The sequence below is a fragment of the Undibacterium sp. Ji22W genome, from assembly GCF_049340305.1.
Lineage (GTDB): Bacteria > Pseudomonadota > Gammaproteobacteria > Burkholderiales > Burkholderiaceae_D > Undibacterium.
The window spans coordinates 972,882-995,073 of sequence record NZ_JBMPOU010000003.1 but is presented as its reverse complement, the minus strand read 5'-3'; the positions used below and the strand labels follow the sequence as shown (position 1 = coordinate 995,073).

General features: G+C 46.3%; 17 protein-coding genes. 12 read left to right on the top strand and 5 right to left on the bottom strand.

The window, feature by feature from the left end:
• The first annotated feature begins 129 nt into the window (after positions 1-129).
• From ACO0KW_RS16865 to ACO0KW_RS16855, 3 genes are all read left to right on the top strand, one after another.
• Complete coding sequence (locus ACO0KW_RS16865; RefSeq protein WP_423054507.1) at positions 130-903, top strand: DsbC family protein; 774 nt, start codon at positions 130-132, stop codon at positions 901-903.
• A gap of 239 nt (positions 904-1,142) precedes the next feature.
• Positions 1,143-2,078, top strand: a complete 936-nt coding sequence (locus ACO0KW_RS16860) for a phytanoyl-CoA dioxygenase family protein (protein ID WP_423054506.1) — start codon at positions 1,143-1,145, stop codon at positions 2,076-2,078.
• 424 nt (positions 2,079-2,502) lie between these two features.
• Positions 2,503-3,339 carry an alpha/beta hydrolase gene (locus ACO0KW_RS16855; RefSeq protein ID WP_423054505.1) on the top strand — a complete coding sequence of 279 codons (837 nt, stop codon included), beginning with the start codon at positions 2,503-2,505 and terminating at the stop codon, positions 3,337-3,339.
• A gap of 10 nt (positions 3,340-3,349) precedes the next feature.
• Here ACO0KW_RS16855 and ACO0KW_RS16850 read toward each other — a convergent pair whose 3' ends face one another.
• Complete coding sequence (locus ACO0KW_RS16850) at positions 3,350-4,630, bottom strand: hypothetical protein (RefSeq protein WP_423054504.1); 1,281 nt, start codon at positions 4,628-4,630, stop codon at positions 3,350-3,352.
• Entirely contained in the window at positions 4,605-5,744 is a 1,140-nt protein-coding gene (locus ACO0KW_RS16845) for a carboxylate-amine ligase (protein WP_423054503.1), read from the bottom strand. The genes ACO0KW_RS16850 and ACO0KW_RS16845 overlap by 26 nt, the downstream gene beginning before the upstream one ends.
• A gap of 491 nt (positions 5,745-6,235) precedes the next feature.
• On the opposite strand from ACO0KW_RS16845, the gene ACO0KW_RS16840 reads away from it, so the two are divergent.
• From ACO0KW_RS16840 to ACO0KW_RS16820, 5 genes are all read left to right on the top strand, one after another.
• Positions 6,236-8,944, top strand: a complete 2,709-nt coding sequence (locus tag ACO0KW_RS16840) for an ATP-binding protein (RefSeq protein WP_423054502.1) — start codon at positions 6,236-6,238, stop codon at positions 8,942-8,944.
• A 242-nt stretch (positions 8,945-9,186) separates the two neighbouring features.
• Positions 9,187-9,606 (top strand): hypothetical protein, encoded by a 420-nt coding sequence (locus ACO0KW_RS16835; RefSeq protein ID WP_423054500.1) that lies wholly within the window; start codon positions 9,187-9,189, stop codon positions 9,604-9,606.
• Between the two features lie 238 nt (positions 9,607-9,844).
• A complete protein-coding gene (locus ACO0KW_RS16830; RefSeq protein WP_423054498.1) occupies positions 9,845-11,020 on the top strand; it encodes a threonine aldolase family protein in 1,176 nt (391 codons plus the stop codon).
• A 248-nt stretch (positions 11,021-11,268) separates the two neighbouring features.
• Positions 11,269-11,982: a substrate-binding periplasmic protein gene (locus ACO0KW_RS16825; RefSeq protein ID WP_423054496.1), complete on the top strand. Its 714-nt coding sequence runs from the start codon at positions 11,269-11,271 to the stop codon at positions 11,980-11,982.
• 109 nt (positions 11,983-12,091) lie between these two features.
• Positions 12,092-12,574, top strand: a complete 483-nt coding sequence (locus tag ACO0KW_RS16820) for a GNAT family N-acetyltransferase (protein ID WP_423054494.1) — start codon at positions 12,092-12,094, stop codon at positions 12,572-12,574.
• A gap of 207 nt (positions 12,575-12,781) precedes the next feature.
• Here the strand turns inward: ACO0KW_RS16820 and ACO0KW_RS16815 are convergent, their stop codons facing one another.
• Positions 12,782-14,932, bottom strand: coding sequence for a S9 family peptidase (locus ACO0KW_RS16815; RefSeq protein ID WP_423054493.1), 2,151 nt, complete (start codon positions 14,930-14,932; stop codon positions 12,782-12,784).
• Between the two features lie 367 nt (positions 14,933-15,299).
• Here ACO0KW_RS16815 and ACO0KW_RS16810 point away from each other — a divergent pair, with 367 nt between their 5' ends.
• Together ACO0KW_RS16810 and ACO0KW_RS16805 are read left to right on the top strand one after the other, a co-directional pair.
• The gene (locus ACO0KW_RS16810) at positions 15,300-16,583 is read left to right on the top strand and encodes a DEAD/DEAH box helicase (RefSeq protein WP_423054492.1); all 1,284 of its coding nucleotides are present in this window, start codon (positions 15,300-15,302) and stop codon (positions 16,581-16,583) included.
• Between the two features lie 5 nt (positions 16,584-16,588).
• Entirely contained in the window at positions 16,589-17,194 is a 606-nt protein-coding gene (locus tag ACO0KW_RS16805) for a YdeI/OmpD-associated family protein (RefSeq protein ID WP_423054491.1), read from the top strand.
• Between the two features lie 48 nt (positions 17,195-17,242).
• On the opposite strand, the gene ACO0KW_RS16800 is transcribed toward ACO0KW_RS16805, so the two are convergent.
• Positions 17,243-18,019: a hypothetical protein gene (locus ACO0KW_RS16800; RefSeq protein ID WP_423054490.1), complete on the bottom strand. Its 777-nt coding sequence runs from the start codon at positions 18,017-18,019 to the stop codon at positions 17,243-17,245.
• A 101-nt stretch (positions 18,020-18,120) separates the two neighbouring features.
• On the opposite strand from ACO0KW_RS16800, the gene ACO0KW_RS16795 reads away from it, so the two are divergent.
• Positions 18,121-18,837 carry a GNAT family N-acetyltransferase gene (locus ACO0KW_RS16795; RefSeq protein ID WP_423054489.1) on the top strand — a complete coding sequence of 239 codons (717 nt, stop codon included), beginning with the start codon at positions 18,121-18,123 and terminating at the stop codon, positions 18,835-18,837.
• A 138-nt stretch (positions 18,838-18,975) separates the two neighbouring features.
• Positions 18,976-20,478: an aminoacyl-histidine dipeptidase gene (locus ACO0KW_RS16790; protein ID WP_423054487.1), complete on the top strand. Its 1,503-nt coding sequence runs from the start codon at positions 18,976-18,978 to the stop codon at positions 20,476-20,478.
• Positions 20,479-20,558: 80 nt separating this feature from the next.
• Here ACO0KW_RS16790 and ACO0KW_RS16785 read toward each other — a convergent pair whose 3' ends face one another.
• Complete coding sequence (locus tag ACO0KW_RS16785; RefSeq protein WP_423054486.1) at positions 20,559-22,040, bottom strand: PLP-dependent aminotransferase family protein; 1,482 nt, start codon at positions 22,038-22,040, stop codon at positions 20,559-20,561.
• Between the last annotated feature and the right edge of the window lie 152 nt (positions 22,041-22,192).

The window sequence follows — 22,192 nt, the reverse complement described above, 5'->3', positions numbered from 1 at the left end:
ACTATTCATCACGTTAATAGCTAAGTAGTAATTTCCCTAAGAGCGGCCTTCAATCACAATTTTGGCCGCTCTCGTCATTTTCCAACATGAGAAATTGCTGTAAGTAGTCGATCATCGATACCCAATCTCATGGCAACACGTTCAACACACTCAACGCAACCTCATATTATTTACGGAACCATGGTGCACAAGTGCAAGCTCTTGATCTGTTGCGGACTAAGTCTACTCGGCGTTTTTGCCATAGCAGAAACGCCACAAGAAGCGCGGATCAGAAAAATGGTGCAGCCCAAATTGGGACAAAATATTCAGGTCGATTCTGTGAAGAAAACGCCTTACGCGGGTCTGTTTGAAGTACGTACGAATGGCGACATTTTTTATACAGATGAAAAAACTGATTACCTGATCATAGGTCGCGTCGTCGAAACAAAGACCTATCAGGATCTGACCAAAGCACGGGTAGAAGAAATCAATGCAATCAATTTTTCAGAATTGCCATTCGACTCCGCGATCAAGATAATCAAAGGTCATGGGAAGCGCGTCATGGCAATCTTTGCCGACCCCAACTGCGTTTATTGCAAGAATTTGCACCGTATCACGCAAAAAATAGACAATGTAACGATCTTCATTTTTTTACTCAATATCGTAAGCCCAGATTCAGCGGCAATCTCCCGCCAAATATGGTGCTCACGCGATCCACGGAAGGCTTGGGACAATCAAATGCTAGGCATCACATTAGTCCAAGAAACCGCAAGCGATTGCGTCGCACCGCACGAAAAAATCTTAGCACTGGGAAAAAAATTGAAAATTAAAGGGACACCTACTATCTACTTTTCCGATGGAAGCCGCGCCGCTGGTTTTGACGATGCCAATGCGCTGGAGGCAAAACTTATCAGTATCAAATAGTATCGCCCAGCCAACTTATGAAAACGGACAATCTGCGAATATCAACATCAGCCGCCGCCCTTACATTGAAAAAATTGGCAAAACCCTCTTTTTTCGTTTAACCGATTTACAGCTCATTCACATCAAGTGAATCACTATCGCAATTCGGATTGTCACATCTGATATGTACAGGTAAGCTCTCAGCTGAAGTAAAATTTATTCAAATAATTTTTTCAAATCTCAGACACGCAGAATAACACATGCAAGATTGGTCAATTTTAGAAAAGCTTTGGCAGCGACAATGTGATCCTTCGTATCAAACTAGTGATCTGGACGTGAAATTATGGCGACGGCAGGTGCAGAAATTATATGAGAATAATATTGCGCACCCGGTAGCACTTAAATTTCTAATTGAAGAACGCCCAACCTTACAAGGCTTTCGCAATTGGATAGAGCATGCGCGAGACAGTTATTTTTTGCTAGAAGAGGCGCACGACTCTGAAGACATTGATTTTCGTCTGTCGCCAGAGCAAATGGATTTTTGGGATGCGAATGGCTACTTAGTGCTGCCGCAAGTCATCGACACTGATGCATGTGCAGCAAGTTGCGATGTCATTTGGACATATTTGGGTGCTAGCTTGCACGATCCATCTAGTTGGTATACCTCCCAATTTGCGCAACAAGGATTGATGCTGCCGCTGTATAACCATCCACGTTTAAACACGAATCGCGCTTCCAAACGTATTCGCGCAGCCTATGAGCAATTGTATGGCCATCAAGCGATTTACAAAACCATCGATCATCTGAGTTTCAATCCTCCCGAAACTCAGAATTTTACTTTTCGCGGTAACAACTTACATTGGGATGTGAGCCTCGCAATCCCAATCCCTGAGCGTTATCAAGGCTTGTTGTACTTGAGTGATTGTACAGCATCCGAAGGCGCATTCCATTGCGTACCAGGTTTTCAGCACGCGATTTCCAGTTGGTTGAGCAAACTAAAACCCGGCGATGATGCACGCCGCATCGCCGCGCAAACCCTGCAAGCGCAAGCGGTGCCAGGGAAAGCCGGAGACTTTGTGATCTGGCATCAAGCCTTACCTCATTGCGCCACACCGAATCAGGGGCAAACGCCACGAATGGTGCAATACCTGACGTATATTCCTGAAGGTGATACAGAAAATCCGGTGTGGATTTAATTGCTGCGTTTAGTTTCAGCAATTGGTTGCGCTAGTTTTTACAAAGTCAACTTGCACCTTCGCTGGCGCAGAAAATACGATCGGCATGCAAACGCTGCACAACAGAAGCGAGTGGTCAAATGGTTTATCTGTGCCGCTGAGACTATGATCATCTATCGAGCGAATGCCGCGATCATCACATCTATTCAGATCAGACACTCAATTCAAGGACTTTGCCGCCTTAAATACCCATACATCCTATGAGATGAAAGAATCTGGCGTGCAGTCTCACTTCACCACTGATATGACTATTTTTTAACAAACAGTTACACCATCCAGAAATTATTCCACTATGATTCCTCATTTACTTTTTATTGCTAACCCAAATGTTTTTTGTCGGCTCGCGTCTTCACCTTAAATCTATCTGTTAACTTTGACACATAAAATGAAAAAAAATCTTATTGCAAGCGCACTGTTGAGCATATTCGCACTGAGTGGCTGTACCACAATCAATTTTACGGCGCAGCAATTCGTTCCGCGCGATGAATACAAGATCACTCTTTTTAATTCTAACGCCACCGAGTATCAAGTCGACAATTTAGAATTTGTGCAAAGTGATGGCGCAATAAGCCGTGGTGTATACATCCACAAACCTGGCGCAGAACTGACTGTTCTTTACTTCATGGGAAGCGGAGTTCGCATCGATGCGAATGGGAGTTACTTTTCAAAACCACTTACCCAGCTTAATGCAAACATCATTAGTTTTGATTACCGGGGATTTGGTCGCAGCGATTCGTTTGGAAAAGCTCATAGTTTAAAGGAGCTACAAACCGACACCTTAGCGCTCTACGACCATGTTCGTAAGATGGTCGCTGGAAAACTAGTGGTCCACGGCCATTCATTTGGTAGCTTTGTTGCAGCCAGACTCGCCAGCTTCAGACCACTTGATGGTTTAGTGCTTGAAGGTACTTGCACCAGTGCTGATGCGTACGCCAGCAATATGGTGCCGTGGTTTGCTAAGCCGTTTGTGCATATCAACTTAGATAGTGAAATAAGTGCCATCGACAACCGTACTGCCTTGCAAAACGTCGATGCGCCTATCTTCATCATCAATAGCGATGGTGACACACAAACACCTGAAGCGTCAGCGTATGAATTATTTGTTAGTTTAAAAAAGCCCAATAAACGCTACGAAAAATCCATAGGCACAGGGCACATGAATGCCATGTCAAAACCCACAACAATCAAAGCTTATCGAGAATTTTTAAATGGGCAGTATTAGATCTGTGGACCTAAATACCCGGCGGCGTATGTAAAATACTCGCACCTTCGCCCTCGCGCCCCTGAAAAAAGCTCGCTGAGGCTTGCTCAGCACAATACATGCGAACTATTTGCATAGCGATTCGTGCTTCATTAGCTTCCTGCAATTGCAGAATTAAACGCACTTCTGCATAAACCGGTGAGCCTGATTGGGTGCGCATGACCGGATAGGGTCGAAAACGCGGTTGTATTAGCCATTGCTCCGGATTCTGCAATTGATCTAGGGTCTGGGCGTCAGGCCCTATATGCAAATCTTTTCCGCCACAAGAATAGATATTTTTCGCTACTAAATTCTGTGCTGGCAAATTCAAATTACGCCATTGATGACCTTTAACGTTTTCTGGTTCAAACGGAATTTTTATATCAGCTGCCAGGCCTTTTTGCACTAAAAAATACCAGGCGGGATGACTATGCCAATTCAGTTTCGCTGTTTTTAATTGCGCTAACAACGGTGACGACAATTGCGGTTCATCATCGAGTTCGCTGAGTATCAGACGATTCAAAATCTTGTCATGCGGTTGCCGTACACCGCACTGTTTTGAAAACAAACGACCAGTGGCGTCGATCTCTAACTGCGCAGGTTCTATGATGGGCACATTCCATAAGATCGACGCTGCGTGCAAATCAAACAGAGTTCCGCGCTGCCATGGTTGATACTCCAATAATGCGGGGTTATCACCACCTGCCAGCCAGTGACGACCATGGTCTAGCCATGCTTGCTCGTTGCTCAGTTTCTGCCAGGGAGGACAATCTGCCAGTTGCGGCCATAGCTGACTGTGTACCTGATGCAAACGATAACCCATAGTCAATAAGGAAGTGAAGGCCTGGAACTCCACCAAGCGGATATCCCAGCTCGCTGCATCATCGGCTAAGTCGTCACAAACAATCGCGTAATCGACCGTCAGCACATCCGCACGACTAGCGTATTGCCAGCCCTGTGCTTGCATTCGTTCAGCTTCTAGAGAGGGCTTCAATGTTTCACATAAAGCGTGTGCTCTGCGTGTCAATTGATCTTGCAATCGATGCGATGCGACTACTGGCCATTCAGAGAACAGCACGGGCTGTACTGGCACATGTGGCGTTGCTGCGCGGTGCGCCCACAATTCATGCATACGCTGTTTTGTTTGTGGTGCGCTGTGTTGCAGCTCAAACGTCAAAGCGTGGAACGGATGATTTAGATGATCTGTGACCGCAGCTAATTGCGCCAAGCGCTCCGGCTTCACAACATTATTGGAGGTAGCGAGCTGATGCAAATTGCGCGTCCTCCGTCTCATGGATTAAATGCTGCACTAGTGTTTGATAGTTCTCGGAGCGCTGAAATATTCCGCGTTGAATATCGGCAGAAGCACCTTGAATAAACAAAGCTTGTATTTTTTCACGCAATCGATCTAACAAATTCAGCTCTTGCGCAGCAGGTGTCAAGCGTGTCAGCCATTGTTCAAAATAATCGTACAAGCTAACAGGCGTTTCGCTATTCCAATCGATCAAAGTAGCCGCCAGGCCACGGCGGCGTACACGCCATTTATTTTCTTCTAGACAGGCACGGGATAACGGCTTCGGCAAGCGTCCGCGTTGATAATCCTCCACCAAAGTAGCCACTTCACATTGCAGCAAAGCTGTGATCAACCATATATGTTCTAACGACGGTGTCGCATCACAAATTCTTACTTCTAACGTGTGGTAAAGATGATGTAAGCGAAGGTCCTCCCACATGCCATGCTGCGCCTCCAAAGTACCGACTTTACGCAACAAATGAATATGTTGGAAGTATTCTTCTTCAGAGCGCCAGATGTCTGGCGTGCCCATACGTGGTAAGCGATCTAACATAGAATGACGCCAGCTTTGCATACCCGTATCGCGGCCTTCATAAAATGGCGAGCTCAATGAAATCGCCAGCACAGGTGCTAAGCTATTTCGCAGCGAATTGAATACCGCCATTGCTGGAATCCCTTTCGGCAAACCTAAGTGCACATGAAAACCATACGACACCAAGCTGCGCATGATGTCAGCATATTCATCCACGAGGCGGATGTAATGCTGATGTTTGTGCAGATCTTTGTTGATCTCCTGCTCTTTCCAATTCGAGAAAGGATGCACACCCGCAGACAAAATTCGTTGCTGCTGCGCTTGCGCTCTGAGACGAATAATTTCACGCATATCGGCCACGCTGGCAACAATCTGATCCGGCGTATTGCAGATTGGTGTTTGCAATTCAACCACCGCTTTATGAAGTTCACACGAAGAGCTGCCGTTCCGGTCAGGAAAGTCGTGTTGGCCACGCTCAAAATCATGTGCCGCCAACTCCAGACTTTGTTGGTCAACAATTTGCAATTCCTCTTCTGCACCCAAAGTAATCAATTTCGCCATGCCTTGCGCCCTTAAAAAATGTTGGTACCGCCACTGTGTGTTGCACTCCAGTTCGTCGAAGTCGACCACGGGTTATTGTTGCTAACAAAAATTGATTTTCCTTATCGATTTTAATTAACAACATTCATTGACAAACTGATACATCGCCATGACAACAGTGTAGTGAAAGTTGCCTTCATTCAATTAGTGCATTAGAAGGCAATATAGGTACTAATTTGAGGATTTGATCGTCAGCGATATAAAAACAGCTGTCTCGGAAGGTGTATGAATTTATTGAAAGCGGGTCCGCGCCAATGATGCTGAATTCAGCAGGAATATAAAATGACGTACAGATGCGCAGTGCTTTCAGTTAGAATTTGCTGAACGCAGAGGATACTCGTGTGCTGATCCTAGTGTTTAATATTGTACAAATTTCTGTGTCTATGACCGCTGGCTGAAATCTATTCACGATTTTCATGTAACTTAACAAGCAATTATGCGGTTCTATCACTATGCAGAAGGCCCAGCTTACAACGTCAACATCCCCCCTGCAATTACGACGCTTGCAGCGACATTTTGTGCTCTTTTTGCTCGCCATCTTCATTCCGGTTGCAGCCATCATCTGGCTCTATCAAAAATATACGGAAACGACAGTAGAAACACGCCTATTCGCGGAGGTCACCGCCAATACACAACACAAAAAATTAGCATTTGAACAGCTTATTCAGATTGCAACGACACATGTACAACGCTTAGGTATCCAATTTACGGATGCCTTAGAGAAGCCCGAATTCGCGATCAATGATCTCCATTGGAAAAATCTTAATAAACTTGGTGTGCGTAAAAATGGTAACGGTGAATTAGTTGGTACGCAATTAGATGCTTGGTGGCGCGCACGTTTTGGCGCGCTTTATGTACGCCAGCAGTCTGATTCCAATCCATTGTTCCAGCGGGAACTCGCTGCGTCGATGACAATTTTTCCGGCAATACGAGCAGCGCACGAAACCTATCCTTATTTTCAATGGACTTCGTTTTACTCAGCAAGAGAAGATTTATTGGCAGTCTATCCCTATATTTCTGAAGAAGATCTTCAACAAACCACGGGAAGCAAGACGAAAGAAGACATACTCACGCAAATTTTTAATGCACAAGCTAAACAAATGTTGCAAGAGCTGGGGCCACAGAATAACCCACAGCATTTGCAACAATGGACAGCGCCTTACTACGATTCTGGCGGCAAAGGCGCGATGGTCAGTTTACTTCATCCACAATATGTCGATCAGAAATTCGCTGGTGTTCTTGGAACGGATATAACATTAAAGATGTTTGGTGAAGTGCTGAAAGAGAATAGCCACAACTTAGGAAATTTCATTGCAATTGATGAGACAGGTAAGCTGATCGCCGATGATCGTGGACAAGTAGAAAGCAGACAAACAATTTTGATGCTCGATAAAGTATTACCGAAGAGCTTATATGCGCACTTGGCAGACCATCGCACGATACCCAAAAATAGGATGCAGCATGCCGGAAACTGGTACTGGCTAAGTATGCCGCTAAGAGGAAGTCAGTGGAGTCTCATTGTGTATTTTTCGGCGCAGGAACTGAATGCACTAGCGGCAAGTGAGGCAGGCAATACACTATGGATAGTGCTAGGCCTGCTAGGTTTATTATGCTTGGCGACTGGTTTGATTTCATATTACTTTGCGCTCCCATCCTTAAAGCTAGTCGACTTTTTGGTCAGACTATCGGGCAATCCTTCATTGACTTCACCGCCAGTGCCAAAGGCGTGGGTTCCTTCTTTCGAACTCGTTGCGGCCACAGCACAGGAGCGAAATGCATATTTACAAGAAATTGCATTGCACACGGAAAATCTGGAAAACACCGTCACTCTGCGAACCAGAGAGGTCGTCGCACAAAGTGAATTAGCAGAGCGAGCGCGCCATGATATCGAACTACTCAGCGACATGGGGCGCGAAATCACTGCTTCATTAAACATTTCTTCCATCGAAGAAAAGCTTTACGAGCATGTGCAAAAACTGATGGTTTGCAATACGTTTAGCGTCGGCATGCTGGACTGGAACCGACGTATCATCAGGTTTAACTTTGCCTACGAAAACGGTATGCAGATTAAACCCTACACTGTGAGTCTTGAGCAGTCAGCACCGGATGGTGCAGCAAATTCGCCGCTGACATCAGAACAAGCAAACGCCCACTGTGTTCTGAGTGCTACTGACGTACTACTGACGTCGGAATTGCAATCATTGTTGTACGTCCCGCTCATGCTGAACCAACAGGTCATCGGCATCATCAGCATTGGAAATCAACAAGTCTATGCTTACCAGCAAAAGGACTTGATCATTTTACGATCATTAGCGGCGTATGCATCCGTTGCATTCGATAATGCACTTGCCTATCAACGCTTAACACTAAGCCAGGACAAACTGGTCGAGCAAGAAAAATTGGCTGCACTGGGATCCATTGTTGCGGGCGTTGCCCACGAACTCAATACACCGATCGGAAATAGTTTGTTGGCAGCCAGTACTTTGTCCGATATGACCAGCCAAACCATGGCAGCAGTAGAAACAGGTCAAATGCGCCGCTCCGCCCTTCAAGAATATAGCGCGAATGCCAAAACCGCATGCGATCTATTAATCCGGAATCTTTCAACCGCAGCTAACCTCATTACCAGCTTCAAACAAATTGCAGTAGATCAAACGTCAGACCAACGACGACTATTCAATCTCTCTAAGGTGACCCACGAAGTTGCGCTGACTTTAGAAAACAGACTGCGTCGTGAAGAACATCAATTGGAAATTCGTATAGACGAAAATATTGAGCTCGATAGCTTTCCAGGACCTTACGGCCAAGTCATTTCTAATCTCATGATGAATGCAATCCTTCACGCATTTGACCAAACCCGGGCAGGGAAAATAACGATCTCGTGCGAGCGAACCCGTAGCCAGAACCCTGAAACTGGCAGCCGCATACCGAATAGCATTAAGCTTATTTTCTCGGACAATGGTTGTGGAATACAAGAACAACACTTGAGTCATATATTCGAACCATTTTATACAACACGTATGGGGCAAGGCGGTAGTGGACTAGGATTGCATATCTGCTATAACATTATTACAGCAGTATTAGGGGGCAACATTCACGTGGAAAGTATATTAGGCAGTGGCACCAGATTTGAAATTTGCTTGCCTTTGTGTGCGCCATGACCGCAAAGCAAGCTGTACTGGATTCAATCACCACGCTAGTTAACAGCTTACTTACCAGCTTACTTACCAGCTTACTTACCAGCTTACTTACCAGCTTACTTATCAACTTACTTACCAGTGCGAATCCATCGAACTTAGTTCCAACCTCAGAATATATGTGTCATGTATGGTCCGAGAAAACCGTGTCTGATTTTGCAGCCTGATCAGCACATCCCATTTTTTGATTTGATCAGGAGCATAGTATGCAATCATTACTCAAAAACATCCTCGCCGTCATCGCTGGCGCTGTGATTGGCAGCATCGTTAATATGGCGCTCATCACTGTGAGCGCGACCATAATTCCGCCGCCAGCGGGAGCGATCGTCACGACGACAGAAGGCTTGCAGGCATCGATGCATTTATTCGAACCCAAGCATTTTATTTTTCCATTTCTGGCTCACGCTCTTGGGACTCTCGTTGGTGCATTCCTCGCCGCCTTGATTGCAGCGAATCATAAAATACGATTCGCGTATGGGATAGGATGCTTATTTCTTGTTGGCGGCATCGCTAGCGCATTCATGTTGCCGGCACCACTTTGGTTTATCATCGTTGATATAGGTGCGGCGTATATTCCAATGGCGTACATAGCGGGAAAGTTAGCGATTCGTGATCGCGTAGGCTAAGCTGTCAGTCACTTTTCATCCAGCAAAATACAGGTTCCACGACATAATTTTTCCTGCAGTCATGAAAGTAAGGAACTTATGCTGCATAAACTGATCAAGTAATTTCCTACTACTGAAAGCAGGAAGTAGGATTACCGCTTGCGCCAGAATAATGCTGTCGTCGCGACTCCGGACATCTTCTTTTGACACAATCAATACGCTCAAATCAGGGCAACAACTTGCTAGAAAAGGCCAAACCATGACATTTAATCGCCGTCAATTTCTAGGTTCTGCATTGCCAATGGTCGCATTAGGATCAAGTACGAGTTTGGCTGCATCTGAGCTGACAAGCCCAAATCCCCCCACCCCTTACTATACGACCACGACCGATGCGGATACGCAAGTCGTACTCGCTGGCGATTCTTTACCGTCTTCTCCATTAGGCGATGCCAATCGCCTACAAGCATTAATAAACAAACATCGCGCCATCTCTGATTCATATTTAAACGGTGGTGCAGTCGCCGCACTGGAGGAAAAATTTTCTCAACTACTCGGTAAAGAAAGCAGCGTTTTCATGCCGACAGGCACGATGGCTAATCACATTGCCATCCGCATTTTATGTGGTGAAGCGAAACATGCTTTAGTGCAGCAAGAGAGCCATGTCTACCGCGATGAAAGCAATTGTGTGACGACTTTGAGCGGCATCAACCTCGTCCCACTTGCTGCAGGAAAAACCGCACCGACGTTAACGGAACTTAGCGACGCAATTCAACGTGCTGAAATTGGACCTTATCCGATCAAAGTCGGTGCTATTTCTTTAGAAAGCCCCGTACGACGTACTCAGGGCGGTACGCTGAGCAATGGACAGATCAATGAAATCGCCAAGCTTGCGCGCAGCAAACAAATTCCCCTGCATTTAGACGGCGCACGTTTGTTGTTGATGTGCGGTATGCCAGGCTTTGACGTCAAATCGTATTGCCAGTTTTTTGATACCGTGTATGTTTCGTTGTATAAATATCTGGGCGCACCGTATGGCGCAATCTTGTCAGGCTCGAAAATACAAATGAATAAGGCGCGTGAACTGCGTCATATTTTTGGCGGCACGCAGTCGAGCGGATGGCAGGCAGCATTGCCCGCCTTAGATGCACTCGAAGGCGTGGAGCAACGATTTGCGAGTGTGCGGCAGGCAGGGGAATACTTATTATCCGCCTTGGAGAAAATCGATGGGATCACAGTTCACAGAGTTGAGCAAGGCAGCAATATAGCCACGCTCGCATTTTCGCCAACGCGCTTAGTGGGATTGGAGCAAAGACTCAAAGATGCTGATATCAAAACCCGGAAAGTGGTCGATGGCAGGCTCACTATACAGTTTAATGAGAGCTTATTGCGCCGCGACACTGGCTACATGGTGGCAGCACTGACTGGAATGCACTGAGCAATACATCGTCAGCAATGAATTTCTCAGCCGGTTGTTTAGGACCGAGATAATTCGCGCACAGCGCTCTACCAACTCAAGTTAAAGTGCCAGACTAATTCACCGGATTCACAGGTACAATCCTGTTAGTTCAGGAAGCATTGAAAACGGCGAAAAGATACCAATTTCTCCGGCCACCATAAGGAAGTCCCATGCGTCTGACGCAATACGTTTTAGTAATCCTGCTTTTAAGTGTCCCGTATTCAAGCATGGCCACAATCGTATTACGTACAGCGGCACAAGAATCCTCTGAACCCAAATTCATCGCACTTAACCAATATAACAAGCCAGCAATCGGTGGAATTTGTGTGGATATTTTCCGAGCGATAGAAAAACTCACGACTAACCTACGTTTCGAAGGCGACCAAGTGTGGATGCCAAGGATGCGCATCGATGCCCATTTTCGCAACAATCAGATAGATGTCATCTGCGGAGTACAAAATCTACCCCGTAACACGGAGCACTATCAACTCTTACCGACACCACTTTTTACAGTCAACTATTTACTGGCCGTAAGAGTCGACGATCCAATCAACCCGCAAAGTTGGGATGATATTCGTCGCCTTGGTAAAGAAGGCATTATTATGGCAATACACGGTTTTGGCATTGTAGACATCTTGCACAATTTAGGCGGTTTACAAATCGATGCGGGAGCAACTTCGTCCCTATCCAATCTGAGAAAATTATTAGCAGCACGTGGCAGATTCTATTGTCATCGCTCGCCAGGCATGAAAGCCGCGATCAAAAGCGCGGGTTTTGAGAAGCAAATTCGCTTGCTAGATCAACCAATGCTGTCGGAAAAATTTTATTTGGGCGTGAGGAAAAACCTAGCTTCAGAGCAGCTCAAATTAATTAACGATGCGCTATTGATGCTCGATAAAAAGGGTGAATTGACACGGATTTTCGATCAATATCGGGAGTAACAGCAACTCTTCGCCCGGGCGTCTAATCGGCACATTGCACGGATACGATTACAAACAAATTTCAAGTATCTTCAAAAAAAATTATTCAAACTATTGCATCAAAACGATCATGATCAGACCAGTTCAACAAAGCGATTTCAAATTCATTTACGACCTTTATATGCACCCACAAGTCAATCCATACTTGCTGTACGAGGACATGGATGAAGATAGCTTTGTACCGATTTTTTCTGAATTATTGAATGCTGGTGTGTTGTACATTTTTAGCGAAGATGAGCGTGATATTGGGATGTTTAAGCTCATTCGACTAAAACACAGAACCGCACATATCGCCTATCTGGGAGGAGTCGCAATTGACCCGACAATGGCCGGACAAGGTTATGCCTACGCGATGTTCAGCGAGATCCTTGCTCTCGGTCAAAGTATGCAATTAACACGCATAGAATTAAGTACCAGCGTAGAAAATGTGCGTGCCATACGCCTATATGAAAAAAGCGGCTTTGTGCGCGAGGGAATCTTGCGTCGTTACACTTACCTGCAAAGCGAAAATCGCTATTTAGATGAAGTCTTGCTGTCCTATTTGTATGAATAGTATCGATAAACTAGACACGAGATTAATCTTAACTTAGATGCACTGAGTCACTCATTTGAATGCAAACTCAGAAAAAATACTGGTAGCAAATCCAATGTCTTGAGAGTTCTCCCAAAAGCAAGTGTGATAACGCTCGCTTAATGTAAAAAAATACCGGTCCGACTTAGGCCATGACCGGTATTACTATTGCCAAAACGAGGTTAGCGTTTAATTAAACTTTGGCTGCGTCAAAGTTGGCGTGCCGCCAATATAGCGTTGCAGCCAGCTTTGTACTTCCCAGTTCCAATAGATCGCGTTTTGTGGCGACAATATCCAATGATTTTCATTCGGGAAAATCACTAAGCGAGACGGAATCTTCATTCCTTGCAAAACACCATACAGTGCCGTGCTATTCACGTAAGGAACACGATAATCAATTTCGCCATGCGTCAACAGCATCGGCGTTTTGAAATTTTTCGCGTAATTCATCGGATTGTTTTTTTGCATCACATCTGCATTGCTCCAGGGATTGCCGCCTAAAGTCAATTCAAACGAATAATTCGTCGAATCAGATCCATATTGTGCGACAAGGTCATTCACACCAGCATGATCAACGATGGTAGCGAAACGGTCAGTATGGCCCGCGAGCCAAGCCGCTAGATAACCGCCATAACTAGCGCCAGCAGCGGCGATACGCTTGCTGTCTATATTCGGAAATTTTTGTAACAGGTAATCGGTCGAACGCAATACGTCCTGCGTCGGCTTCTCCCCCCATTGATGATTAATGCTGCGCGCAAATTGTTCGCCAAAACCAGTGGATCCATGGCGATTCACCCAACTAACGACATAACCCGGCGCCGCCATGACATGTGCATTCCAACGAAAATTAAACGCATTCCCGACCATGGTGTGCGGTCCACCATGCATCAATTGCAGCAAAGGATACGTTTTGTTTTTATCGAAGTCAGGTGGAAAAATAAGCCAGCCCTGCACAAGATCATCATTCGCCCCCTTAAAACTATAAGCTTCTACTTTGCCTAAGGTAAATTTCGCCATCAGATCATCGTTAAAGTGTGTGAGTTGGCGTACTACTTTGGTCATTAGATCTAGCGAGAATATTTCGTTAGGGCGATCAAAGGTGCTACGCAAGAAGAACAGATGCGTTGCCGTTTGCTTCAACTTGCCAATACCACCACCGCGTATAACACGTTCAAATAGACCACCGTCCGGCTTCATACTAAAGATGCTCGTTTCCCCGTGATCTTCAGCCGCCATCCACAGTTGATTATTATTCTTACTGACCTGAAATTCAGCAACCGAAAAATCACGCGCTTCGGTCACAGCGATGTTTTTCTCGTTGCTTACATCATAGCGCCACAATTTAACAGAACTGCCGTCATAAATCGGCGTATTGGTACGCATGTAATACAAGCTCTTGCCATCGGCAGAAAAAGTTGGCGCGCTATCTGCACCACGGTTGTCGGTGGTGATGTTTTTTACGCCATGGACACCGTCCAATGAGATCAGTAGCACATCGTTATTATCCGTTTCCTGATGCGGTGCTGGGATGGTATTTAAGCTCAACGCAAGAGTGCGACCATCTGGTGCGATCTGAAAATCAAAAGAACCAGAACTACTAAACAAAGATTGAGAGAAAGGCGTCAGATCTTTCAATGTTTTTGTTTCGAGATCGAATTTCAATAAATGGCTAGACAATTCGTCTGTCAACCAATGGTCAAAGAAACGATACACGCGGTCTTCCGTGACTTTGGCGGTCATTTTATTTTCGCGCCGACGTTTAATTTCCTTCTTCATCGCAGCGAGGTCTTCCAACCTCCAAGCGCCTTTCAATGCAGGAATTGCATTCGTCCCAAGTACCAGTCCCTTACCATCTGGCAACCATTGCGGATTTACGACGCCATACGGCAATTCCAATATTTTTTCCGCTTCGCCGCCATCAAGACGCAAGACATACAAAGCCGGAGCTTCATCATCGCTACGTCGTGAAGTAAAAGCGATACGACTACCATCAGGACTCCATACCGGCGCACTGTCGCTCGCATCCGCGGTAGTGAGGCGACGCTGATTTGTACCTTGCGCGTCCATCAACCAGATTTGATTTTGTGCACGATTCTTTTCAACTGACCAAGTTTGTACGGTGAACGCGATTTGCTTTTGATCGGGCGACACGACCGGATTATCAACGCGCTTAATGGCCCAAAGTGCCTGCGGTGTTAAGACAGATTTCGTGTCATCGGCGAACGCACCTAGATGCATGCCGAAACCAGATACGAGCATGACCATGACAGCAACGATACGCCAACTAGATCGCACGGGACCATCGCCACATTTTATTTTTAAGCCTGTTTTTATACGCATTTCTATATTCCTCAAATTAAATGTCGGAGTCCCTGCAAAAACCGTCAACAAGATGCTGGCTGAAGACAAACTGCAGCCTAATACTATTAGGTGTACTCAACAAGGATGCACAAAAAAAAGTGTTCAAACTTCCTCAAAAGTTCACGAAAATCAGCATTACTGTGTTCTATTTGGTACGCTGTCTAAATGACTAGAATGCCTGGCAGCTTTAGCAAGTGCAGCTTGAGTATTCTAGGCGAAATACACTTTTTGGTATTTAACCGGTTCTGAGTCGCCAAACACGATCAGCTAAGGATTCATCTGAAATATCGTTTAAAATCGCAGTTGTCGGCTTTTGGTTTGCCCTTCTCTCTTTTCACATTGCACTATGCCCTTCTCCCAACTCGGACTTTCCAGTACCTTACTCAACGCAATTCAGGCTCGTGGCTATTTGCAAGCAACCGCAATTCAGCAAGACGTGATCCCGGTCATGCTGTCTGGACGTGATGTTCTGGCGACCGCGCAAACAGGTTCTGGTAAGACGGCCGCCTACTGTCTACCCTTGTTGGAAAACTATATCCGTGCGCAAGCAAGTAAACAGCCCAAGCACAATACACGTAACGTTCAGAGCTTGATCTTAGTCCCAACCCGTGAATTAGCAGTGCAAGTGGGCGATACCTTGCGTAGTCTTGGGCAAGGTCACAGCCATCCAGCCAAACTCGCCGTACTATTTGGTGGCATTTCTATCAATCCACAGATGCTACATTTACGCGGTGGAGCAGATATTGTGGTTGCAACACCAGGCCGCTTGCTCGATTTAGTTAGCAAAAATGCGATCAAATTAGACCAAGTTGCAAGTCTGATTCTCGATGAAGCAGATCGCATGTTGGCACTCGGCTTCGCAGAAGAGCTCAAGCAAATTCTGGCGCTATTGCCAGCGTCACGCCAGAATGGTTTTTTCTCGGCGACTTTTGCTCCCGCTGTGGTGGAACTAGCTGAGCAAATCTTGCGCGATCCGGTTCGTATCAATATTCCAGACACCGATGAATCTACTCCGGATATTACACAAAGAGCGATCCTCGTCGAAGCAACGCAGCGCACCCAATTATTGCGTCACCTCTTCCAAACCGAAAAATGGTCACGAGTTTTAGTATTTGTCGCAACAAAATACGCAGCCGATTTATTGTCGACCAAATTGCGTCGTGCGCACATTAGTGCAGAAGCTTTTCATGGAGAACAAACGCAAGGCAAACGCACCCAAGTCATCAACGATTTCAAAGCCTCACGCGTTAAAATTCTGGTGGCGACCGATGTCGCAGCGCGGGGTATCGATATTGATCAATTACCAGTCGTCGTCAATTTTGATTTACCTCGATCCAGCGATGATTACACCCATCGCATAGGTCGTACCGGACGTGCGGGTGAAGCTGGCTTAGCGGTCAATTTTATCTGTGCAGATGCTGCGAATGAAGCGCACTTCCATTTGATAGAAAAACGTCACGGAATCAAAATTGCACGTGAACAAATTGAAGGCTTTATTCCAGACGAAATTAGCCTAAGACAAACACAAACGATTATGCCAACCGATCCACATGGTGGCGTCAAAGGCAAACGTCCCAATAAGAAAGACAAGTTACGCGCATTGCAGAATAAAACAATTATGCAGGAATAAACACTATGCCCAATCACGACCCACGTATAGACGCTTACATCGACACATCTGCAGCATTTGCACAACCTATTTTGCGTCATATTCGCAGCATGGTGCATCAACATTGTCCGGAAGCCACGGAAACGATCAAATGGAGCATGCCGCACTTTGAATACAAGGGCAGCATATTCTGTCACTTCGCCGCGTTCAAACAACATTGCGCGATAGGATTCTGGTTAGGTGCACTCTTAGAAATTGATAGTACATTAAAAAAGGCGATGGGCGATTTTGGCCGTATTACTTCACTCGAAGATTTACCCAGTGACAAAGAATTTGCGAACCTGCTCAAAACCGCTATGACGTTGCATGATAGTGGGGCAAAACTCCCCGCCAGAGCAAAACCCAATACAGACAAAAAAGAGTTGGAAATTCCCGCCGAATTTCAGAGTGCGGTGAAAAAGAACACGGCCGCCTACGCGACCTTCGACGCTTTTTCGTATTCGAATCAGAAAGAATATGTCGCCTGGTATTGCGAGGCAAAAACCGATGCAACCCGAGAAAAACGCTTAGCGCAGGCGATAGAGTGGATGGCTGAAGGCAAACGACGCAATTGGAAATATGAGAATTGCTGAACCTATTCAAGACTACGTTTAACTAAGTTCGTACGTCACCTAACCCCGTTATGCTTTCTGTATTTTTGTCTGCCGCCAGATTCTGATCATGTTGATCGAACGTCCGTAGTGGTAATTCATTTGCGCATCAGTATAGCGATGCGCGTCCCCTACAGGACAAGCGACGCGGGCGAGGCAAGTTTTTTCGCAAAGCGATGAAGCTTGCTGACGGTAGTCCAAGCATTTTTCCAGATGAAATTGTCCGTCGTTCAGAGCTTGCGCAGGACACGCCGTGACACAAACTCTGTCACGACAACTACTGCACGGTGAGACAGTTTCCACTTTGCTTGTCAAGGGTAGTTGGGTGTTCGCTAGCACGGCAACACGATAGGCAAACCACGAACCAAAATACGCATTGATACCGACCATAAACGGCGACGGATGATGCCAACCCGCTTGCTTCCCTAAAGACTGCAAGCCTATCGTGCGGCTACCCGGATACAGAATTTCATAATCGCACCCGGCCCATTCTGTTTGCAAAAAATGCTGTACGGTCGCGATAGAAAATGTGTCTATCGGATGCTCGTCAGAGTTCCTGTCGATCTTGGTTTCAATTTGATGCGCACGATTTGCTTCTTGAATCGCTTGCCACAAGGTCGTTCCACCATGCCCTATCAAAATCAATTGTTTAAAATTGACAGCTTGTGGACATTGCTCAGTTAAATGTTGACGCTGTTCTGGCGCCAATTGCGCGATTTCAAATACTGCGTGACAATTTAAACCCGCTTGATTCAAAATCGGCGACGAAATTGTTTGATAAGGATTCATGAGTGAACTTACTTTCATCACATTTTCACAAGAAAGCGCTATTGTAACCAAGCTCTGATGGTCTCTGCTAAACTAAAGATCACCCTATATCCTCGTTCTACTTTTCCCGTCAGGACACGATGACACAGCAACTTGATAATATTTTTTGGTACAGTTTATCTGGCGCGCAAGCTTGCTTTGCTGCTGGCACAGGTAGCGCGCGTCGATATGCCAAGGGTTTTTCACCTATCTTGGGATTTGCCGATGCCCAAAATCCTGACTTTAGTTTATTGGAAAATGATTGTGAACCCGGCGAACATTTTTACGTAGGCGGCTGGACAGGAGCAGTGCCAGCTGGCTGGCAGATTGATGCGGAGAGTAGCATGTATCGCATGGTGTGGAATGGTGTGATGCCTGCAGAAGATGGCGCGTTTCAGCCGCGCCGTTTGCAGCAGGCCGATGCAGAACAGGCAGTCGCCTTGGCACGCTTAACCAATCCTGGTCCCTTTGGTTTGCGTACGATAGAGCTGGGAGAATATCTGGGATGCTTTGACGGTGAAAGCTCAGGAGAACACTCAAGTGAACGCCTAATCGCGATGGCAGGAGAACGAAGCTTTGCCCCACCGTATCGCGAAGTCAGTGGCGTCTGTACGCATCCTGATTTTCAAGGGCGGGGGCTAGCCAAACGCCTGATGCATAAAATTATTCGCCGCCAGTTGTTAGCGCAGGAGATTCCTTTCTTGCACGTGATGAGCAGTAATACGGCGGCGCATGAATTGTATCTTCGGATGGGATTTCGTGATTATTGCGAAACGCCGGTCCGTGTGGTCTATCGCGTCGATAGCAACTTAGCATAATGCTTGAATAATAGCGGCGCAAATTCAGCGCAAATTCAGCCAGTATGCAATCGCCAGCTGGGACAGCAAAAGGAATTCAAGCATCCGCTATGATAAACTGTCGCCCTCTGAAATTAATCGACGCCCGACGTCAGCGCCATGACAAATTCAAGCACAAATTCAAGCACAAATACAACGCAGCAATCTGACAGCATTAGCCAATTATTTCCTAAGGCCTTATGGCAATGGTTTGAACAGATCTGTGCGATTCCGCATCCATCCAAACATGAGGCCGCACTCAGCGCTTATATTCAACAATGGGCGCGCGCGCAAGGATTGCCAGTTGTAGTAGATACTATAGGCAATCTAATTATTCGCAAGCCCGCCACAACAGGCATGGAAGACTGCAAGACGGTTGTGATTCAGGCGCATCTCGATATGGTGCCGCAAAAAAATGCCGATAAAGTGCACGACTTTCTGACTGACCCCATCGAGCCCTGGATTGATGGTGAATGGGTGAAAGCACGTGGCACGACCTTAGGCTCGGATAATGGCATCGGTATGTCATCGGCATTGGCTATTTTAGGTTCTTCCGATATTAAGCACGGTCCATTGGAAGTGCTGTTAACAGTTGACGAAGAAGCCGGCATGTCTGGTGCGTTCGGATTACAAGCAGGCATGTTGGAAGCCGACATTCTAATTAACACCGATTCAGAACAAGAAGGCGAGATCTACATGGGTTGCGCTGGCGGTGTCGATGCCAAAATTAATTTATCCGCACAATGGCAAGAAGCACAAGCAGATCACCTCGCTTACACCTTGAGTATGAGTGGCTTAAAAGGTGGTCACTCTGGCGTGAATATTCACCTTGGTCGCGGCAATGCCAATAAATTGTTGGCACGCTTTTTAGCCGGACACGCGCTTGAATTAGGGCTCGCTATCAGCCATATTCAAGGTGGTTCGCTGCGGAATGCAATTCCGCGCGAAGCACAATGTAGTTTCACAGTTCCCGTAGAAAAACTTGATTTATTGCAGCAACGCGTCTTGCAATATCAGGATATGTTAAAGAGCGAACTCGCCGCGACCGAACCTGCTTTGAAATTCATGTTAAGTGATTGCACTGCGCCAGAACGTGTATTGCAAGACGCGACGCAACAGCAATTGATCAACCTGATCAATACTTGCCCGAATGGCGTGATGCGTATGAGTGACGAAGTCGCTGGCGTGGTCGAAAGTTCACTGAATGTCGGTGTCATCAACACGTCAGAAAATAGCATCCACATCATTTGCATGGTGCGTTCACTGATTGATAGTGGTCGTTCTTACATAGAAAGTCAGTTACAGTCACTGTGCGACTTAGCTGGTGCCAGTGTGCAATTTGAAGGACGTTATCCGGGCTGGAAGCCAGACAACAATTCTGCAGTGATGGCCATCGTCAAGGCGACCTACGAAAAAATTTATCAGCGTGAGCCGGAAATCATGGTGATCCACGCAGGTCTGGAATGTGGACTTTTTAAAAAACCCTATCCGCACCTCGACATGGTATCAATTGGTCCGACCATACGCTTTCCACACGGCCCTGATGAGATGGTGAATATCCAAACGGTTGGTCAATACTGGACACTATTGTTAGCGGTCTTGGAAAATATCCCTCGTAAATAGCCAGTGAATTTTTTCGCTTCCGTTTATTTTATCGCTCGGATTGGTAGCTAACCGACATCGACACAAGAAATTGATTCACTTCAAGTTGAATCAATTTCGTTTCTATACCAATCTATGCTGCTTTTTAAGTGCTCAACTAATGCGGGCATCAACTCAATGGGGACCTGCGCATAACCAAGCATCAGGCCAGACCATGCATGCAGTCGCCGACCGACACGATGATGACTCAAGGCGGGCACGACCACCCCTAACGTCAAAGCATGTTCACTGATGGTCACATCATCCCAGCTCGTATTGTGAAAACACAGCGACAAATGCATACCCGCAGTATCGCCATACACGGTCGCAACATCACCTAATTGCGCTTGCAATAGACGAACTAACTCATCACGCCTATTTTTGTAGAGCCGGCGCATACGCCGTAAGTGCGTTAGAAAATGTCCATCACGAATGAATTTGGCAAGGCAAATCTGGTCGGCCGAACGTCCGCGCAAAGATGTCTTGGCGACCAAGCTATGCATCGCCGGCACAAGATTTTTTGGAAGTACCAAATACGCAATCCGCAACGCGGGGAACATCGTTTTACTAAATGTCCCCAAGTAAATCACTGGCGCATCTGGCACCAAACCCTGCATCGCGATTAAAGGTGGTCCACCGTGTCGAAACTCGCTATCGTAATCGTCTTCAATCAATAAAGTGCCATGCTTGCGTGCATGTTGTATCAATTCCAGTCGACGGTTCAGGCTCAATACTTGTCCCGTCGGATACTGATGCGAAGGTGTGACGTAGACGAATTTAGGATGATGCGTTTGCCAGTCGTGCTCAGTTGGGGCGATGCCATCCTTATCAACCGTGATTCCAATGACGTTTAATTGAGCTGACCGAAAAGCAATCTGGGCGCCAACGTACCCGGGGGTTTCCATCCAGACTTTGTCGCCGGCGTCTGCCAGTGCATGTGCACATAAATCCAGACTACTTTGCGTACCATCCGTCACGATCACTTGGTCAGCATCACAAATGACACCACGTGAAGCTCGTAAATAGTCTGCGATTGCTGCACGTAATAGCGGTTCTCCAGCAGCATCCGCATAACCTAACTGTGAGACTGTAAGATGGCGCCAACTAGCATCTAAAGATTTGCGCCACAGAGCCTTGGGAAAATCCGTTAGTGATGGCACACCAGGCGCAAATCCCGTCGTTAATTCAGCAGCGACCGGCAAAGGCATCACCCGTTCGGCACGATTTGCTAAACAAAAGTCAGATAGGAGCGTGGTCGTCGGCAACTGTAATTGTTTAGCGACTTGCGCAATCGGATTGACGACGGTCCCGCGCCTATCGCTGCTAAGAAAGCCTTCACTGAGCAACTGTTCATACGCATACACGACGCTATTTCTGGCAATACCTAATTCTTGCGCCAATACCCGACTCGCCAACAGGCGACTTCCTGGCGCTAGCTCACCCTCTTGAATTGCCGCTCTTAACGCAGCATGCAATCTTCTTTGTGCCGACCATGTTCTCTGAACGCTGGACGAAAACCGTTCGAGCAAAAGTGCATAATCCATTCTGTAGTCCTAAAAATATTACCATTACTGGATCTTGTTGAGGAACCATAAGGACATTATAGTGGTGTTCAACGCAAATCAAGTATTCGAAGAAATATTCAGCACGCATTACGCACAGACGCCAATAATCAATTCATTTACCCATTTAAAAT

What these genes read in the sequence shown, in the direction of transcription:
- ACO0KW_RS16865 (WP_423054507.1), top strand. Translation starts at nt 130, where the DNA reads ATGGCAACACGTTCAACACACTCAACGCAACCTCATATTATTTACGGA.
- ACO0KW_RS16860 (WP_423054506.1), top strand. Translation starts at nt 1,143, where the DNA reads ATGCAAGATTGGTCAATTTTAGAAAAGCTTTGGCAGCGACAATGTGAT.
- ACO0KW_RS16855 (WP_423054505.1), top strand. Translation starts at nt 2,503, where the DNA reads ATGAAAAAAAATCTTATTGCAAGCGCACTGTTGAGCATATTCGCACTG.
- ACO0KW_RS16845 (WP_423054503.1), bottom strand. Translation starts at nt 5,744, where the DNA reads ATGGCGAAATTGATTACTTTGGGTGCAGAAGAGGAATTGCAAATTGTT.
- ACO0KW_RS16840 (WP_423054502.1), top strand. Translation starts at nt 6,236, where the DNA reads ATGCAGAAGGCCCAGCTTACAACGTCAACATCCCCCCTGCAATTACGA.
- ACO0KW_RS16835 (WP_423054500.1), top strand. Translation starts at nt 9,187, where the DNA reads ATGCAATCATTACTCAAAAACATCCTCGCCGTCATCGCTGGCGCTGTG.
- ACO0KW_RS16830 (WP_423054498.1), top strand. Translation starts at nt 9,845, where the DNA reads ATGACATTTAATCGCCGTCAATTTCTAGGTTCTGCATTGCCAATGGTC.
- ACO0KW_RS16825 (WP_423054496.1), top strand. Translation starts at nt 11,269, where the DNA reads ATGGCCACAATCGTATTACGTACAGCGGCACAAGAATCCTCTGAACCC.
- ACO0KW_RS16820 (WP_423054494.1), top strand. Translation starts at nt 12,092, where the DNA reads ATGATCAGACCAGTTCAACAAAGCGATTTCAAATTCATTTACGACCTT.
- ACO0KW_RS16815 (WP_423054493.1), bottom strand. Translation starts at nt 14,932, where the DNA reads ATGCGTATAAAAACAGGCTTAAAAATAAAATGTGGCGATGGTCCCGTG.
- ACO0KW_RS16810 (WP_423054492.1), top strand. Translation starts at nt 15,300, where the DNA reads ATGCCCTTCTCCCAACTCGGACTTTCCAGTACCTTACTCAACGCAATT.
- ACO0KW_RS16805 (WP_423054491.1), top strand. Translation starts at nt 16,589, where the DNA reads ATGCCCAATCACGACCCACGTATAGACGCTTACATCGACACATCTGCA.
- ACO0KW_RS16800 (WP_423054490.1), bottom strand. Translation starts at nt 18,019, where the DNA reads ATGAAAGTAAGTTCACTCATGAATCCTTATCAAACAATTTCGTCGCCG.
- ACO0KW_RS16795 (WP_423054489.1), top strand. Translation starts at nt 18,121, where the DNA reads ATGACACAGCAACTTGATAATATTTTTTGGTACAGTTTATCTGGCGCG.
- ACO0KW_RS16790 (WP_423054487.1), top strand. Translation starts at nt 18,976, where the DNA reads ATGACAAATTCAAGCACAAATTCAAGCACAAATACAACGCAGCAATCT.
- ACO0KW_RS16785 (WP_423054486.1), bottom strand. Translation starts at nt 22,040, where the DNA reads ATGGATTATGCACTTTTGCTCGAACGGTTTTCGTCCAGCGTTCAGAGA.